Here is a 17,689-nt window from a genome sequence, read left to right as displayed (position 1 = left end):
GGCTTAGCTCTTTTGGCTTGACGACGGTTCCCCGTCGCCGCCCTCCTCCGAGTCTTCGGTGTCCTCATCGGATTCGTCCTCGTCGGTCGCATCTACTTCGCTCGGTTCTTCTCCGCCTGCGGCGCTTTCCGAATCCTCTTCAGAGTCGTCTGATTCCTCAGCGCCTTCTGAAGTGTCTTCAGAATCTGCACCGGCCCCTGATTGCTCCTCTGTGTCGGACTCGGCTTCGTCTTCGGAGGTTGCTACGACTTCCCCGTCGACAATCTCCTCCGACTCCTCCGACTCTTCCGAACCGTCCGCGTCATTGTCAGACTTGTCGGCATCTCCGGCATCCTCAGCCTCAGCATGACCGTTCCTATCCTCTGCAGGCTTCGGCGGGAACTTCTCAGCGGCCACTTCCGAGACGCCCTTGTCCCTACCCAGTGACGGCACACCGGTCATCGCAACAACCACGATGGCCCCCGGAACAACCAGCCACATTGAGCCGAGCAGTCCGGTCAGCCACCAGGAGGCACCGGCCCACCCAAAGATGCCAACCTCACCGCCGAGCAGCCAAGCCAGCCCCATGAGGAACATGATCGACCACACGGCAGCGAGAACGACGACCAGGTAGGGCTGCTTCGGTGCAGATTTCTTCAGGAATGCCACGACGCGCCAAGCTGCAACGGCTGGCGGTACCACAATCAGCACTCCGAAAGCCCAGTGCGCCAGCGACTGAGGCATGGCAGCCAGAATCGGCAGGGGTGGCAGCTGAGCCGGGTGCACTGCGAACAGCCCAGCCTCCGCAGGCCCAAAGGTCGATTTTCCGCCCACCAGCACACCGACAGCACCGAAGGCCACATTTGGCAGGTAGAGCAGCGAGAGACCGCTGACCGCAACACTTTCACCGGCCGTATCCGTGATTGCAAATGTCTCTGCCAGCAACCCTCGATGCCAAATCAGCGAAACGAGGGTCACCACAACACCGACCAGCCACAGCCATGCCACGTAGCTGCCCGCCAGTCGCGCCGACGCGAGCAACCACTCCGGCAGCTTCCGGCGCAGCAGTAGTGCGCGCAGCAACCGCTGCCCCATTCCCAGCACCAAGGCCACGAGATTTACGAGCAGCGCGGCTGCAATCGCAAGGCCGAAACTGGGGGTTTGAATGCGGGGAAACACCTTCGACGCGTCGTAAAGCATGAGCCACGCGATGATGGTGAGCACAATGGGCGTACCCAGATACGCGCCGACCAGCGCGCGCACGTCCTTGATGCTGATGCGGTCAGCAACTTCGCGGCGTACACGCCAGGCGATGAACAACACCATCAGCACCGCAGGCAGTGCTGGTGTGAGCCCCAGCGTCGTGCCGTTAAAGCGGAACGGTGCGAGGTTAAAGATCATCCACATCGATGCGATACTCGCTGGAAGCGGAGACATTCCAGCGCCGCTCACGATGACGCCAATCAGAGCTACCGAGATGATGAACAGCAATACGACGCCGTAAGAACCGGCAACAGACAGCCCAAACCGGCGCGCACGAGGCGAGTTAATGAGGCGACGGAAACCCGAGAACCGCCCCATGCGTGACGACGTCCCGGAGGCCCCCGCCTTCATCTTCGTAGCGGTACCTCGATTTGAGCCAGCCCCTTCGCTGCGCGCGCCCCCTGTTTGACCCGCTTGCGTATTCTGCCATGCGCGGGTGGTGCGTTCGCTGTGCTCGCTGCGGACGCCGCGGGAGCTGCCGCTGCTACCACCGGCACCGGTGCGGCTTCGCCGATTTCGATCGCTACCGGAGGAACCTCTCCGCGAATCCGCGCCTTTCACAGTGGCATCGTCCTTCCTGCGTCTCATCGTTGACGGCTGACTCCCTACCTATATGGATAAGGTGGCGCGCACCTGTGCGTCACAGCCATGGCCATATAGTGCCATATATACAACGCCTGTTTGCTCAGGCATTGCAGAGTCTCGTTTGAAAGTGTGGATTCTCAGGACGGACGCTATCCGTCGAGTCCGATACCCCTTTTGCCATCCCCCCAAAGTGGCTTCACCTTTGGTTTCCATTTGTCAACGCCAACGGGTTACCTTTTGTCACCCCCGCGGACACACCCCTAGTTCGCGCGGAGACTCCTTGCCAATTTCCCTGCACACCCCCTCGATTAAGGGGCATCCGGCATAAACCCCCTGGAAACAGGCCGGTTGCGCTTCGACGAACCCGCGGTAGAAGACAACAGCACTATGGCCACAGCACGGCTCTATTGAACTGAAACTGACGAATCAGTGAACAAGTTCTCTAAAAAGAAGTTGCTTGCCCTATATCGAACCGTTATTATCACAGGGGTTAGATAACAGTTGGGTTACAAAGAGTTTCGTTGGCAGGGAGATTGAAGTGACGTTTTTCAATGCTCGTCGCGGAGGCGGAAAGCACCGCAAGGTAGAGGTTTCCGCAACTTCTCGCGCAGCACTGGTCGCACTGTCCGCATCGACAATCGCTTCTTCCAACGCGGTCGCCCACGCAACAGAGACCGAGAATAAGGCTCCAGAGAACTCAGCCTCTACTCAGACCCGCGCTGCTCAGCCGAAGAACAATGCTCCAATGGTGCTGGCCTCCAGCTCCTTCAGCCCGAGCACTAACCTCAGCGATCACCTCGCTACCGCCCTGCAGTACAACCAGGAGCGCGTTGCCCGCGATCAGGCTGCCCGCGCTCCGAAGCTCTCTATTCCGACCGTGGGGCTGCTGACCTCACCGTTCGGTCCACGATGGGGCACTTTCCACTACGGTGTTGACCTGGCTAACGTCACCAACACCCCAATCATGTCCGTCATGGACGGCACTGTTATCGATGCAGGTCCGGCTCAGGGCTACGGCCAGTGGATTCGCGTTCGCCATGACGATGGCTCTGTTTCCGTCTACGGCCACATCGAGTCCATCTACGTTGCTGTCGGCGAAGTTGTCCGAGCTGGTCAGGTCATTGCCGGTATGGGCAACCGCGGCTTCTCCACCGGTACTCACCTCCATTTCGAGATCCACCCGGATGGCACCACCCCGGTCGATCCGGTGACCTGGTTCATCCAGCGTGGTCTGAACCTGAACTAATCAGGTATCGGCACAGGTACGAGCAGGCCTGGCCGCTCTGCGAAGGCCCTACTTGTGCACCGGCCCCTGTTTGACCGCGGCTGCAAGCCTCGTCTGATTAATTTTTCAGAAATCGGCATCGCCGCCGGTACTGGGGCTTTACTCTTGACACATGGCAGAGACTCAAACATTTCGCATGTGGAAGAAGTTGGCTGCGACTCCGGTCGTCGGCAAGCGTCTATTTTCCTTAACCGCCGCATTGACGGCGCCATATTTCCGCACAATCTGCCCCAAGCTAGAGACGATGCAGCCTGGACTGGCGGTAGCGCGCATGCCCGCTTGGTGGGGCGTGCGTAATCACATTAAGTCCGTGCATGCGATTGCTGCGTGTAACCTCGCTGAATTCGCGATGGGCATGCTCTGTGAGGCCAGCGTACCGACAACGCATCGCTGGGTTCCAAAGGGCATGACGACGAACTACAAGCGCATCTCCGTTGGTGGCCTGACGGCTGTGGCCAAGGCTGAGTTGCCGGACTTCTCCACCATCACACCGGAGACTGGCGGGGTAGATTTTCCCGTCCACATCGTGCTGACCGATGCCAACGGCACCGAAGTGCAAGATGCCACCATCAACTGCTGGGTGACGGCGAAGAAGCCTAAGTAGCCTCCACGCGATAGTGGCACGTGCACGGCCGCAGGTAGGGACGGCCAGTTGGGCGGTGATGGATTTTTACAGCTTTTCCATTGGCACACCGCCGATAAGCATCATTCGGACCTTACCTGCGGATCCAAAGTCAATCATCGCAGTTGCCCGGGGCGCGACCCCTTGGACTTCAAGCACAGTGCCTAAGCCGTACTTGTCGTGAACGACCTTGTCACCGGGCTCTAGGTGCAAGACCTGATTCTTCTTTCGGGATGACGCACCAGAGTTGGCGGATCCACCAGAGCCGAAGCCCGAGCTGGAGCCGAAGCCCGACGAGGCACCGTGGCCACGACCAAACGCGCTGCCTGCGCCGTAGCCACCAGAGCCGAAACCACCAGAACCGGAACCCCAGCTTCGAGCCGGAGCCTCGCGCAGCCAATCAATCAGGTCGCTTGGGACTTCCCCCAGAAAACGTGAGGGCGGATTATTCTGCGGCGAACCCCACGAGGACCGAGTCACAGCGCGCGTGAGATACAGCTGCTTGCGAGCTCGGGTAATACCCACATAGGCCAGACGTCGCTCTTCGGCCAGCTCCTTCGGATCGCCCAGGGCGCGCAGGTGCGGGAACAGTCCGTCTTCCCAACCAATGAGAAATACCACCGGAAACTCCAGGCCCTTGGCCGTATGTAGCGTCATCAACGTCACTACACCGGTGTCATCATCCGGAATCTGGTCCGCATCCGCGACCAGAGAAACTCGCTCGAGGAATGCCTGCAGACTTCCCGGCTCCGCTTCCCCATCGTTGTCGAAGTCGGCCGTGAAATCACGCGCGAGGTCATTCGCGATTCCAGATTCCACCTCGGACTCGCCACTAGTATCAGCACCGCTTTTAGCATCAGCTGCAGCGCCAGAGCCTTCATTTACATCAGCGCTAATATCCACCGACGACATCATCCGCGCCTCTGCAGAGAACTCCCGCGCAACGCTGACGAGCTCATTGAGGTTGTCCAGGCGCGTGGCATCTTGCGGATCATTGGAGCGCTCGAGCTCCGACTTGTACCCACTGCGATCAATAATCGCGTTGACCAGATCACCGATATCGGCCAGTTCACCGGATGCCATATCCGCCGCCAAGCCATCAATCATCTCGACGAACGCCGCCATCGCGTTTCGACTCCGCGCCGCCACCGCCGGAACCTTGCCCTCCGCTACGGCACGTAGCGCCGTGCCGAACGAGCATCTCTCGTCCTCGGCATAGAGCGACACATGCGCCACCGCACGGTCACCGATTCCGCGGCGCGGCGTATTGATAATGCGACGCAGCGAAACATCATCGTCGAAGTTCTCAATAACGCGCAGGTAAGCGACGATATCGCGCACTTCCTTACGCTCATAAAACCTGGTGCCACCAACCACCGTGTACGGCACGCCCATACGAATGAAGACATCCTCTAGCGCACGGGAGGAATTATTGGTGCGGTAGAAAATCGCCACATCCGAATACGAGTACGGCCCGTAGTCGACCAATTGCTCAATCTCGTTAGCGATAAACCGAGCTTCATCGTGCTCATTGTCCGCTACGTAGCCCTTGATCTTGCCGCCCTCACCGAGATTGGTCCACAGCTTCTTCTCCCGGCGATTCTCATTGCGCGCAATCAACGCATTGGCCGCCGACAGAATCGTCTGCGTCGAGCGATAGTTTTGCTCCAGCAGAATCGACGTGGCCTCGGGATAGTCCTTTTCAAACTCCTCAATATTGCGAATAGTCGCACCACGGAAGGCATAAATGGACTGGTCCGAATCGCCCACCACACACAGCTCACTCGGAGGCACATCTCCACCGGGCTTGCCGACGAGCGTCGAGACCAAAACATACTGCGCATGGTTGGTGTCCTGGTACTCATCCACCAACACATGCCGGAAGCGGCGACGGTAATACTCTGCAACCTGCGGGTGATTTGTGAAGATCCGAACGACCTCACCGATTAGATCGTCAAAGTCCACGGCATTAGCCGCCCGCAGCCTGGTCTGGTACTCCAGGTAAACTCGTGCAACGACGTCATCAAAAGGATTGCGCGTCGTCGAGGCATCCGCGATGGCCTTCTCCGGGTCAATCAACTCATTCTTGAGATTGGAGATACGCGACGAGAGCACGCGGCCGGTGAACTTCTTGGCATCCAGGTCCATGTCTTTAGCAATCATGGACAGCAAACGTCGGGAGTCGTCCGAATCATAAATAGAGAAATTGGAATTAAGCCCCGGTACTAGCGCATGCTGCATGCGCAGGATGCGCACACACATGGAGTGGAACGTGGACACCCACATACGCTGCGCCTGGTCACCAACCAGACCAGCCACACGCTCGCGCATCTCGGCTGCGGCCTTATTGGTAAAAGTAATAGCCAAAATTTGACTTGGCAGGACCCCACGCGCACCAATCAGGTATGCAATCCGGCGCGTCAGCACAGACGTCTTTCCCGAACCCGCTCCAGCCACAATCAACAGTGGTGAGCCAATGTGCTCCACTGCTTGGCGCTGCTGCGGATTAAGCCCCTCTAACAGCGACTCTGAATCAAAACTGGGCTCGAAACTACCGCCAAAACCGCCGCCAAAGCTGGCAGCGCCACTCTGCGCGCTATTGTTACCAGCGCCGGCGAAGTGGCCGAACCCACCACGGCCAGGCGTAGCACCGCCCGACTCACCGTGGTTCGAACCACCATGGCTATCACCACTACGGCCATCGTCAGCATTGAAGGACCCGAACAACATTCCAGTTTCATTTCCCATGATGGCTACTACAGTAGCCGAGCCCCCGGATTGGACTGTTCGAATCCTTTGGCACAATAAGAACTATGAGCGAAAACCCTGCGGACACTCCCGCCGCACACACCGACAACACCAACGGCGCTGAACACAGCCAGCAGGCTGCGGCAGTATCCCCTTTTGAAGTCCGCACCCCCACCGGCACCGATGACCCGTTGAGCTCCGCGGAGATCGAACAGTACCGCAAGGAAATCAACCGCCTTGACGGGCTGATTATCGATGCCATTCAACGTCGCACCGCAATCAGTAAGGCCGTCGGCAAAACCCGCCTGGGATCTGGCGGCACGCGTCTCGTGCACGGCCGAGAGGTGCAGATCATCAACGAGTTCCGTGACGCCCTTGGCCCAGAGGGCCCAGCGATCGCATCGGCTCTGCTGCGCATGGGACGCGGTCGCCTGGGCTAACCCGCGCCAGCTACCTGTCCGGCTAGCCTTCCAGGGAAATCAGCTTTTCCTCTAGGAACTCATCGATACCGGTGAAGCCGCCCTCACGTCCAAGGCCGGACTGCTTGACACCACCGAACGGCGCCGACGGGTCCGACAGCGAGCCCTTATTGACCGCAACCATGCCGGACTCCACTGCCTCTGCCGCACCGAGCGCCTTGGTCAGATTCTCACTGAACACATATGCAGCCAAACCAAAGATGGTGTCATTTGCCTGCTCAATCGCCCGGTCATCGTCCGTGAAGGTCGTCACCGCAACCACCGGACCGAAAATCTCTTCGCGGACAATATCCGCATCCTCGGGCACATCGGTCAGAACTGTGGGCTCGAAAAAGTAGCCGTCGGAAAGCGCGCCGCCGAGATTTGGAATCTTGCCGCCGCACTCGACCTTCGCACCGCGCTTGACCGCATCGTCAACCAGATCACGAACCTTTTCCTGTTGATCGCGCAGCGCGAGCGGCCCAAGGTCCGTCGCAGGGTCGGTGCCCTCGCCCAACTTCAGCTCCGCAAAACGCTTGACGACGCCCTCGACAAACGCATCTTTCTTGGATTCATGAACAATAAAGCGATTCGGGGCGATACACACCTGGCCGCCATTGCGGAGCTTGGCGTCACTGACTGCCTGCACAGCCTTATCGACATCACCATCAGAGAGAATGACAAACGGTGCATTTCCACCGAGTTCAAGGGAGACCTTCATCGAGGTTTCCGCGGCCTTCGCAGCGAGCATCTGGCCAACTTCGGTGGAACCGGTGAAGGTGAACTTGCGCAGGCGGTCATCGGAAAGGAGGGCCGAAACGTTGGCTGAGTGTCCTGTTGGCAGCACGGAGATCACGCCTGCGGGGACGCCGGCCTCGATAAGCAGTTTGCCCAGGTAGAGCATGGTCAGAGGAGTTTTGGACGCGGGCTTAATAATGACCGGGCAGCCGGCGGCGAGTGCCGGGGCGATCTTGCGAGTACCCATAGCCAGTGGGAAATTCCACGGTGTAATAGCCAAAACCGGGCCGACCGGCTGCTTAATCACCGCGACGCGCGAGGTTCCGCTCGGAGAAATTCGGTAGTCGCCAGAGATACGCACGGCCTCCTCTGCGAACCAACGGAAAAACTCGCTACCGTAGCCGACCTCGGCCTTGGAATCCGGCAACGCACGGCCCATTTCCAGGGACTGCAGCTGGGCCAACTTGTCTGCATCCCGACGGATGAGTTCAAATGCACGGTAAAGAATCTCGCTGCGCTTGCGGGGCGGGGTTGCCCTCCACTCCTGCTGGGCTGCGACGGCGTCGTCAAGCGCCTGCTTGGCGTCTTCCTCGGTGGCGGAAGCGACCTTAACCAGCGGCTTATCTGTAGCGGGGTTAATTACGTCGAAGGTCTCACCATTCGACGCAGAGCGGAACTCGCCGCCAATAAGCAGACCGGTGGGGACGTCATTGAGGATGCTTTCATAATCAGGCGTGAAATCAGTCATATTTTCCAGGGTAGGTGCCTTTGCTGAAGCAGGCTAGGGGCGTAGATCCCGAATAGTTGACGCATAGCACAGCGGAATCGAGTTTCTAGCAAACTGTGGTCACGCCTGCTCACATCCTGCCGCCCGGCGAGAGTGCCAAAACGCAACTAGTCTGGGGATGTATAAAGTGCTTTTCGTCAAAAATCACTGGGAGCAGGAATGACTGTAGATATCACCGCAACCGAACAGTGGGCTCAGCTGGCTAAGCGCGTGGACAATGTTCGCGCCACCTCGCTGCGTGAGCTTTTCGCCAATGAAGATGGCCGCACTGAGAAGCTGACTTTCGATGCGGGCACTCTCCACGTTGACCTTTCCAAGAACTTGATGTGCCTCGACGGTTTTGCCGAGCTGGTTGAGCTCGCTCGTGCCGCTGGCATCGAAGAAGCACGCGAGAAGATGTTCCGCGGTGACAAGATCAACACCACTGAAAACCGCTCCGTGCTGCACACAGCGCTGCGCTTGCCAGCAGAGGAAAATCTGACCGTCGGCGACCAGGATGTCGCTGCCGACGTGCATGAGGTGCTCGGCCGCATGCGCGATTTCGCTCGCAGCCTCCGCAGTGGAGACTGGCTGGGCTACACGGGTCACACTATTAAGACTGTGGTCAACATCGGCATCGGTGGCTCCGACTTGGGCCCGGCAATGGTGACCAAGGCGCTGCGCACCTACGCCACTGCCGGCATTGATGCTCGCTTTGTCTCTAACGTTGACCCATCTGATCTACAGGCGGTTCTGGATGAGGTCGATCCGGAGTCCACGCTGTTTATCGTCGCTTCTAAGACCTTCACCACGCAGGAGACGCTCTCTAACGCTCATGCAGCTCGCCGCTGGCTTATCCAGCAGCTGGGTAGCGAAGAAGCCGTCGCCAAGCACTTTGTTGCCGTTTCCACGAATGCCGAAAAGGTCGCCGAATTCGGCATCGACACTGAGAACATGTTTGGCTTCTGGGACTGGGTCGGCGGCCGCTACTCGGTCGACTCCGCCATCGGCCTGTCCATCATGGCCGTCGTTGGCCCGATGGACTTCATGCGCTTCCTGCAGGGCTTCCGCGCAATGGATGAGCACTTCCTCAACGCTCCGCTGGAGCAGAACGTGCCGGTACTGATGGGCATGCTGAATGTTTGGTACTCGAACTTCCTCGACGCTCAGTCGCATGCCGTGCTGCCCTACTCCGAGGATCTCTCTCGCTTCCCGGCGTACCTTCAGCAGCTCACCATGGAATCGAACGGTAAGTCTGTGCGTACCGACGGCAAGAGGGTGGACTACAACACCGGAGAAATCTTCTGGGGTGAACCGGGAACGAACGGCCAGCACGCTTTCTTCCAGCTCCTCCATCAGGGCACTCGCCTGGTTCCGGCTGACTTCATCGGCTTCGCACGCCCGCGTCAGGATTTGCCGACAGCATCCGGCGATGGTTCTATGCACGATCTGCTGATGAGTAACTTCTTTGCGCAGACCAAGGTGCTGGCCTTCGGTAAGACCGCGGAAGAGATCCGTGCGGAGGGCATTGCCGAGGAACTCGTGGAACACAAGGTCATGCCGGGCAACCGTCCGACCACGACCATCATGGCTGAGGAACTCACCCCGGACGCTGTCGGTGCGCTGATTGCACTCTACGAGCACATCACTTTCGTCGAGGGCATTGTCTGGGGTCTAAACTCCTTCGACCAGTGGGGCGTGGAGCTGGGCAAGCAGCAAGCCGGCGACCTGCTGCCTGCTGTTACCGGTGAAGTAGCACCTGATTCTGGCGATGCTTCGACCGATGCGCTGCTGGCGTGGTACCGCGACAAGCGCTAACAGCCCTTAGATAGCTGGCCTAACTAGCTAAATGATATTCAGCAAGGTCTTCATGCCGCCGAGTGTAGTCAGGATGTGTAGTCGGCATCTGGAGATAGCGCAGCTCACTTAACGCCTGCCCAAAGTCAGGCGTTAAGCCCATGGGGCCACTCGGTTGCCGTGAAGATGGGGCGCGGCATCCCGTCGTAAAGCGGGGTTGGGAAAAAGTGAATAGTATCTAAGTCATGTCTGCCTACATTGAAGATGATGTTCTTGCCTATCGACTTGCCGTGGGCGCCAGTGAAATTCTCAAGGGTGTCCGCAACGTAGGCCTGCTGCGCGGCCGCATTCTGGGAGAAGCCGGCGACGCACTGGCACAGGAGTGGATTGCCCGCGTACTGGAGCAGCACCGTCCGGACGACGGGCTGCTGTCGGAGGAAGCCGCGGATAACCGTGAGCGCCTGGACTCAAAGCGGGTGTGGATTATTGACCCACTCGATGGCACGCGTGAGTTCGCTTCGGGGCGCCAGGACTGGGCAGTTCATGTCGCTCTGGTAGAGGACGGTCAGCCGACCCACGCTGCTGTTGGTCTACCGGATCACGGCCAGGTTTTCCACACGGGTGAGGCCAAGGCTGTGCAGGGGCCGCGTGCGGGCAAGATTGTCGTATCGCGTACTCGCCCACCGGCTGTGGCGAAGTACGTCGCTGACAAGCTGGGCATGGAGCTGGTAGAGATGGGCTCCGCTGGCGCGAAGGCAATGCACGTGCTGCTCGGTGACTACGACGCCTACATCCACGACGGTGGTCAGTACGAGTGGGACTCGGCAGCGCCGGTTGGTGTCGCTAAGTCCGCAGGGCTTTTCGTCAGCCGCCTAGACGGCTCCGCGCCGACCTACAATAATGTCGATACTTTCCTGCCGGATATGCTGTTCTGCCGACCGGACCTGTCGGAGGAGATTCTGGCACTGGTGAAGGAATTCAAGAATCAAGAGCAGAAGTAGGTAAGCTAGGGCGGCTATGACCGACTCCACTGACATCACGACACAGGCTCATCAGGGCATTAAGACTCCGTACGAGGATTTGCTGCGCGAAATTCTCGCTGACGGAGCAGCTAAATCAGACCGCACTGGCACGGGCACTCGCTCAGTGTTCGGCCGCCAGCTGCGCTTTGATCTGAGCGAGGGCTTCCCACTGATCACCACTAAGAAGGTGCACCTGAAGTCCATCGTGTACGAGCTGTTGTGGTTCCTCCGCGGCGATTCGAACGTCCGGTGGCTCCAGGATCATGGGGTGACTATTTGGGATGAGTGGGCAGACGACAACGGCGACCTCGGCCCGGTCTATGGCGTGCAGTGGCGCTCCTGGCCCACTCCAGATGGGCACCACATCGACCAGATTGCACAGGCGCTGGAGACACTGAAGTCCAACCCGGATAGCCGCCGCAACATCGTCAGCGCCTGGAATGTTTCCGAGATTTCCAATATGGCGCTGCCGCCGTGCCATCTGCTGTTCCAGTTCTACGTCGCAGATGGCAAGCTCAGCTGCCAGCTCTACCAGCGCAGCGCGGACATGTTCCTAGGCGTGCCGTTTAACATCGCTTCCTATGCACTGTTGACGCACATGATGGCGCAGCAGGCGGGCTTGGATGTTGGTGAGTTCATCTGGACCGGTGGCGATTGCCACATCTACGACAACCACATTGAACAGTGCGAACTGCAGGTCTCCCGTGAGCCACGCCCCTACCCCACGCTGAAGCTTCAGAAGGCCGACAGCATTTTCGACTACACTTACGAGGACATTGAGGTCATCGGCTACGACCCGCATCCTCTGATTCGCGGTCAGGTGGCTGTCTAAGTCAGCGAAAGGTGAGTGTCGACATGAACGAGTCCACCGCTTCCACCAGCGCAAGGCCCCCATTTGTAGGGATGATTTGGGCGCAGTCTCGAGCCGGCATTATCGGCGACGGTGCGACTATGCCCTGGCATCTGCCTGAAGATCTTCAGCATTTCAAAACAACAACGATGGGCGCACCGGTCATCATGGGGCGTCGCACATGGGACTCGCTGAATCCCAAGTTCCGACCACTCCCCGGTCGTCGAAACATCGTCCTTTCACGCTCCGTGTCCGATTTCCCCGGCGCCGAGTCCGCAACCAGCCTCGAAGCCGCGCTCGCAGCCGTCGCCGACGCGCCCGCGGCTTGGATTCTTGGAGGTGGGCGTGTCTATCGCGATGCACTTTCGCTTGCCGACGAATGCGTGGTCACCGACATTGATACTGATGTCAACGTCCCAGTACCGGTCATGGCTCCCGACCTCTACGACTGGGTTCGCGTCGAGGATGGCCCGTGGCAGACGTCAACGACCGGCCTACGCTACCGCTTCTGCACGTGGCGGCGTCTAGAGGATTAGCGCTTGGAAGCCTGTCTCGCAAGGCTCTGAGGCGGGACTACTGCCCGGCGAACGTATTGCGCAATGGAATATCGGCCTTGGTCCGCGCGTTGACCTAAGTATGACTGATGTGAAGACTCCACAGACCACCGAACACGTGACCATTTACGCTGCAGCCTGGTGTCCTTTCTGCCAGAACCTTATTGCTGGCCTGAAGGAAAACGGCACTCCGTTTGAGGCCTGGGATGTCGAAAAGCACGACGACCTTTCGAAGTGGGTTGAGTCCGTCAATGATGGCAACCGCGTTGTTCCGACCGTGCTGTACTCCGATGGCGTGCACGCCACGAATCCGTCGGTTGAGGAAGTCACCGCTAAGTACGCTGAACTCTCCAGCAAGTAATTAAAAAGCTAAGTAATTAAAAAGCCGAGCCCCACTTCCGGGGTTCGGCTTTTTATGTATGAATACGACCGGTCATGCTGCCAGTCGCGATACCAGCATTAGTCCAGATCGTCGTGTGCCATCAGCTGACGAGCAGCCTCAGTAATCGAGCCAGACAGTGACGGGTAGACAGAGAAGGAGCTTGCCAGGTCATCGACGGTGAGCTGGTTGGAAACACATACCGCAATTGGCAGAATCAGCTCCGAGGCGGTGGGAGCGACCACCACACCACCGATAATCATGCCGGAGTTCTTACGGCAGAACAGCTTGACAAAACCGTGGCGCAGCGAGCGCATCTTCGCACGCGGGTTACCTGCCAGTGGGAAAACCTCAACGCGAGCGGAGACCTCACCGGACTCAATCTGAGCCTGGGAAACACCGACAGTCGCAATCTCCGGGCGGGTGAACACTGCCGATGAAACAGTGCGCAGGCGAATCGGAGATACGCCTTCACCGAGGGCGTGGTACATCGCAATACGGCCCTGCATAGCTGCAACGGAAGCCAGCGGGAACAAGTCAGTGCAGTCACCGGCAGCGTAGATACCCGGCACGTTGGTACGGGAAACACGGTCAACGTGAATATGGCCAGACGGAGTCAGTTTTACGCCGCTGGCTTCCAGCCCCATATCCGCGGTGTTCGGAATCGAACCGACGGTCATCAACGCGTGGGAACCGAAGACCTCACGGCCGTCGGAAGTGACGACGCGAACGCCGCCGTCCTCCGTGCGTTCGACAAGATCACAGCGGGCGTTCTTAACAACGTCCACACCGCGCTCCAGTAGGACTTCCTCTAGGGCATCTGCAGCGTCGGCATCCTCGTGCGGCAGGATGCGATCACGCGACGCGACCATGGTGACCTTCACGCCCAGCTCGGTGAACGAGGATACGAACTCAGCGCCAGTCACACCGGAACCGACCACAATGAGGTGCTCCGGCAGCTCCTCCAGTTCGTAGACCTGACGCCAGGTCAGAATACGGTCACCATCAGGAATCGCACCCGGCAGAATGCGCGGGGACGCACCGGTGCTGACCAGCACCAGGTCGGCTTCAAGAGTGACCTCGCCGCCCTCGAGCAAGTCGACGGTGACGTAGTGAGTTACACGGCCCGGGTCGTGGTCATCGAGACGACCACGGCCCTGCAGCATCTTGATGCCCTCACGCTCCATCTGCGCGCGAACATCGTCGGACTGCTGCTGTGCCAGGCGCTTAACGCGCTCGTTGACCGCAGTGAAGTCGATTTTGCGCTGGGAAAAGTCCGGACGCAGACCCATCTCGTCCGCACGGCGCATATCGGTACGAACGCCCGTCGCCGCGATGAAGGCCTTAGAGGGAACGCAATCCCACAGGACGGAAGAACCGCCCATCCCGGCATCCTCAACCACAGTGACTTCAGCACCGTACTTGGCGCCAACCAGCGCTGCTTCGTAGCCGGCTGGGCCGCCGCCAATGATTACGATCCTCTGTGCCACAAATCCTCCAAATTTGCCGTGGATATCACAATGTAATTACCGCGGGAGGCATTTTCCCCGCTTTGCCCCCATAGTCTAACGGACAGTCATGGTTGACTGCGCGCCGTCCTCGTAGCGAGCAACAATGCCAGCGAAGAGTTTCACACCAACGCCCAGGCAACGCTCGTCCACGATTAGGTCATCTCGGTGCAAATCGTGCTTGTCTCCGCGACCGGACCAGCAGCCCAAACGGGCCATCGCACCCGGGACGTGCTCGAGATACCAACCGAAATCCTCGCCACCGGACGACTGTGGGGCCTGAATGACAGCATTCTCGTCCACTCGTCGCACTGCTTCCGCAATCAGGGCGGTGCAATATTCGTCGTTAAGCACAGGCGGCACGCCACGCTCGTAATTGATGGTGCACTCGGCGCCGGTCGGAGCGAGGACTTGTTCAATGAGTTCGCGGACCAGTGGATCGATGTCGCGCCAGGTCTTGATGTCCGCGGTGCGCAGGGTGCCGCTGACGCTGCCTTCCGACGGAATCGCGTTGTGCGCATACCCGGAGTGCACGGAACCGAACGTGAGCACGGTGCCGGTGCGCGGGTCGACGCGTCGCGAGAGCAAGCCGGGCAAATCGACAATCAATTTGCCCAGTGCATAGACAACATCGGCTGTCATCTGCGGACGGGAGGTATGCCCGCCCGGGCCATGCACCTGAATCTCCAGCGTGTCGGCCGCAGAGGTGATGGCACCTGTTCGAACGCCGACGTGACCGACGCGCAGCTTCGGCTCACAGTGGACGGCAAAAATACGCTCAACGCCATTAAGCGCACCGGCAGCGATAACCTCGGGTGCACCGCCAACCATGACTTCCTCAGCAGGTTGGAAAATGAAACGCAGCGGCGTCGGCAATGTGTGCTTCTCGTGGTACTCAGCCATAGCCAGAGCCGTCGCGAGCGTAATCGTGGTGTGAAAATCATGCCCGCAGGCGTGCATGACGCCATCGTTGGTGCTGGCAAACTCCAGCCCCGTGGTTTCTGTAATTGGAAGCGCGTCTATATCACCGCGGAAAGCGAGACGCCCCGGGAGTTCACCTCCGGCTTCGCTACCGGCGAGTTCATCTTCACCGATGTCGACCATCAGGCCGGTGTTGGGAAACGGCACTGGTTTCAGCCCCGCAGCACGCAGCTTCTCCTCCACAAAAGCCGTGGTGGCGTGCTCCATGTGAGATAGCTCTGGGTGCGCATGAAGATGCCGCCGCCACTCGAGAATCTCGTTCGCGTGCTCGGCCCACCAGTGCTTAATAAACTCCTCAATCACAACTCTCCAGTGTAAGCGCTCCACCGACAGGCCGTAACAAGAGGCCTACCGACGACTGCGCCAGCGACAGCAGTGGCCGGCAAGCGCTTGAATGTCGGCGCCAGACGTACGCATGACCAGGAGTCACTTCTTTAACTTTGACCTCTTCAATTATCAGATGTTTCACATTTTGAGGAAGTCTGCGATGATAATAGGCATGTCCGGCAATGGCACACCTAAGTCTCTCAGCATCCCCATCATCATCGTGGCCACCGCACTCGTGGTCGTCATCGGCATCGCCATCGGCCTGTCGCTGAACAATAGTGATGAGCCCCAGCGTCCGGAGGTCCCCTCCTCCTCGCAGCCGACGTCGCCCAGTTCGACACCGCCGTCCTCGACGAGTTCGACTTCTACGAGCAAGACGACCACCACGACGACAACTACGTCGAAGTCCTCCGAGACGTCGTCAAGCACGCCGAGCACTTCGACATCGTCCTCGTCGTCGACGCCGAGCACCACGTCTTCGCCATCCACGACGACGAGCTCAGAGCCGACAACAGCTCCGGAGGGACAGGACTTCGGCACTGGCCGCTCCGACTTAGACGGCCTGGGCTTCGTGGGCAGCTCCGCACGCTGCGACAACGGTGACCGCGCCTTTGCTGTTATCGCCGCTGAACAGGGAATTAAGGCTGCTGCTTGTGAGACGCGCTCCGGCGAGAAGTACTACCGCTCGGATACACCACAGGGTTCCGGATCGATGGACATCATCGTCGATGAGGGCGACCGCGTTGTTGCACAAAACGGCTCGTACAAGTACCAGATGTCCCCCGACGGAGTTCTTGTGACCAAGGACAACGAGGTCGTCAAGAAGTACGCCGCAGAAGCCTGGGGAACTGCCTAAGAGATCAATTTAAAGATCAATGTTGCGGGGACCGTAGAGACGGTCGCCCGCATCTCCCAACCCCGGCACAATGTAGGCATCCTCGTTAAGATCCGGGTCCACCACAGTGGTGACAAGACGCACCGGGAAACCGGATTCCTTCAAGGCGTCGACACCCTGCTGTGCAGAAATGATGCACACGGCCGTGATGTTGTCCGCTCCGCGATCCGCCAACAGCTTCAGGGCATGCAGCAGTGAACCGCCGGTTGCCAGCATCGGGTCGACCAGGAAGACAGTGCGACCGGACAGATCCTCCGGCAGCGCCTCGAGGTACGGCACCGGCTCATGAGTTTCCTCATTACGAGCCAAGCCAATAAAGCCCACCTGCGCATCCGGAATCATCGACAGCGACGGATCGATCATGCCAAGCCCCGCACGAATGACGGGAACAATAATCGGCGGATCCTGCAGACGGTAACCCGGCGCGGTAGTGATTGGGGTCTGAACATCGAAGTTATCGACGGGCAGCTCCCGGCTTGCCTCGTAAATCAGCATTGCGCCCAGATCGGCGAGTGCCGCACGGAAGCCCGCGTTATCAGTGCGCGCGTCGCGCAGAATGGTCAAACGTGACTGTGCCAAGGGATGGTTGACAACGGTAATCTCCATGCCTTCCAAAATACATTGCTTTGCTTTTGCTGCTCTGGTGCCGGCATCGCAAGTTTCTGAAAACGCGTTCCCAAAAAAGATGGAACCGAATCGGCCTTTTTCGCGCCTAACAATACGAGGGCTTTTTACTGCGCCCCATTTGCGTAAGCCCGCTTACTACCAAACCACTTGCCGCTCAGCCGCCGTCCGAACCCCGCTAGCCGTTCAGCCACAGCACTGAGTGTTGAACCACACGCGAATTCCCTAGAGAGGCCGTCAACATTGTCCCGTCCATCACCACACAGTTCCCACAGCCAATCTTTTCTCTCTCCGACCACTAGCGGGAA

Annotated in this window: 15 protein-coding genes; 9 read left to right on the top strand and 6 right to left on the bottom strand. The window is 59.0% G+C overall.

From position 1 onward, the window contains the following. Positions 1-3: 3 nt before the first annotated feature. The gene (locus CRD20_RS07630; RefSeq protein ID WP_255468778.1) at positions 4-1,830 is read right to left on the bottom strand and encodes a DUF6350 family protein; all 1,827 of its coding nucleotides are present in this window, start codon (positions 1,828-1,830) and stop codon (positions 4-6) included. Between the two features lie 535 nt (positions 1,831-2,365). Here CRD20_RS07630 and CRD20_RS07625 point away from each other — a divergent pair. Together CRD20_RS07625 and CRD20_RS07620 are read left to right on the top strand one after the other, a co-directional pair. Further along, entirely contained in the window at positions 2,366-3,073 is a 708-nt protein-coding gene (locus CRD20_RS07625; protein WP_187405181.1) for a M23 family metallopeptidase, read from the top strand. 151 nt (positions 3,074-3,224) lie between these two features. Continuing rightward, the gene (locus CRD20_RS07620; protein ID WP_038627827.1) at positions 3,225-3,716 is read left to right on the top strand and encodes a hotdog fold domain-containing protein; all 492 of its coding nucleotides are present in this window, start codon (positions 3,225-3,227) and stop codon (positions 3,714-3,716) included. A 66-nt stretch (positions 3,717-3,782) separates the two neighbouring features. Here CRD20_RS07620 and CRD20_RS07615 read toward each other — a convergent pair whose 3' ends face one another. Then, entirely contained in the window at positions 3,783-6,482 is a 2,700-nt protein-coding gene (locus CRD20_RS07615; protein ID WP_187405180.1) for a UvrD-helicase domain-containing protein, read from the bottom strand. 65 nt (positions 6,483-6,547) lie between these two features. Here CRD20_RS07615 and CRD20_RS07610 point away from each other — a divergent pair, with 65 nt between their 5' ends. Next, positions 6,548-6,922, top strand: a complete 375-nt coding sequence (locus tag CRD20_RS07610) for a chorismate mutase (protein WP_038627823.1) — start codon at positions 6,548-6,550, stop codon at positions 6,920-6,922. Positions 6,923-6,944: 22 nt separating this feature from the next. Here CRD20_RS07610 and CRD20_RS07605 read toward each other — a convergent pair whose 3' ends face one another. Beyond that, positions 6,945-8,426 (bottom strand): NAD-dependent succinate-semialdehyde dehydrogenase, encoded by a 1,482-nt coding sequence (locus CRD20_RS07605; protein WP_187405179.1) that lies wholly within the window; start codon positions 8,424-8,426, stop codon positions 6,945-6,947. 198 nt (positions 8,427-8,624) lie between these two features. Here CRD20_RS07605 and pgi point away from each other — a divergent pair, with 198 nt between their 5' ends. The 5 genes from pgi (at position 8,625) to CRD20_RS07580 (ending at position 13,028) form a co-directional block, all read left to right on the top strand. Then, positions 8,625-10,262, top strand: coding sequence for a glucose-6-phosphate isomerase (pgi, locus tag CRD20_RS07600; protein WP_187405178.1), 1,638 nt, complete (start codon positions 8,625-8,627; stop codon positions 10,260-10,262). A 224-nt stretch (positions 10,263-10,486) separates the two neighbouring features. Next, positions 10,487-11,242: a 3'(2'),5'-bisphosphate nucleotidase CysQ gene (locus CRD20_RS07595; RefSeq protein WP_187405177.1), complete on the top strand. Its 756-nt coding sequence runs from the start codon at positions 10,487-10,489 to the stop codon at positions 11,240-11,242. Positions 11,243-11,258: 16 nt separating this feature from the next. Beyond that, positions 11,259-12,095 carry a thymidylate synthase gene (locus CRD20_RS07590; protein ID WP_187405176.1) on the top strand — a complete coding sequence of 279 codons (837 nt, stop codon included), beginning with the start codon at positions 11,259-11,261 and terminating at the stop codon, positions 12,093-12,095. Between the two features lie 23 nt (positions 12,096-12,118). Next, the gene (locus tag CRD20_RS07585) at positions 12,119-12,649 is read left to right on the top strand and encodes a dihydrofolate reductase (protein ID WP_070642910.1); all 531 of its coding nucleotides are present in this window, start codon (positions 12,119-12,121) and stop codon (positions 12,647-12,649) included. 100 nt (positions 12,650-12,749) lie between these two features. Beyond that, positions 12,750-13,028, top strand: coding sequence for a mycoredoxin (locus CRD20_RS07580; protein ID WP_016422156.1), 279 nt, complete (start codon positions 12,750-12,752; stop codon positions 13,026-13,028). Between the two features lie 98 nt (positions 13,029-13,126). Here the strand turns inward: CRD20_RS07580 and CRD20_RS07575 are convergent, their stop codons facing one another. Both CRD20_RS07575 and CRD20_RS07570 read right to left on the bottom strand, forming a co-directional pair. Then, positions 13,127-14,536: an NAD(P)H-quinone dehydrogenase gene (locus CRD20_RS07575; RefSeq protein ID WP_016422155.1), complete on the bottom strand. Its 1,410-nt coding sequence runs from the start codon at positions 14,534-14,536 to the stop codon at positions 13,127-13,129. Positions 14,537-14,611: 75 nt separating this feature from the next. Next, positions 14,612-15,838, bottom strand: a complete 1,227-nt coding sequence (locus CRD20_RS07570; RefSeq protein WP_069359431.1) for a M20 family metallopeptidase — start codon at positions 15,836-15,838, stop codon at positions 14,612-14,614. Positions 15,839-16,034: 196 nt separating this feature from the next. Between CRD20_RS07570 and CRD20_RS07565 the strand changes: the two genes are divergently transcribed. Beyond that, positions 16,035-16,718 (top strand): hypothetical protein, encoded by a 684-nt coding sequence (locus tag CRD20_RS07565; RefSeq protein ID WP_141698028.1) that lies wholly within the window; start codon positions 16,035-16,037, stop codon positions 16,716-16,718. 9 nt (positions 16,719-16,727) lie between these two features. Here the strand turns inward: CRD20_RS07565 and upp are convergent, their stop codons facing one another. Further along, positions 16,728-17,363, bottom strand: a complete 636-nt coding sequence (upp, locus tag CRD20_RS07560) for a uracil phosphoribosyltransferase (protein WP_049171962.1) — start codon at positions 17,361-17,363, stop codon at positions 16,728-16,730. Between the last annotated feature and the right edge of the window lie 326 nt (positions 17,364-17,689).

The organism is Corynebacterium sp. LK33 (assembly GCF_014334955.1).
Taxonomy (GTDB): domain Bacteria; phylum Actinomycetota; class Actinomycetes; order Mycobacteriales; family Mycobacteriaceae; genus Corynebacterium; species Corynebacterium jeikeium_D.
This window is presented reverse-complemented; position numbering and strand designations above follow the sequence as displayed.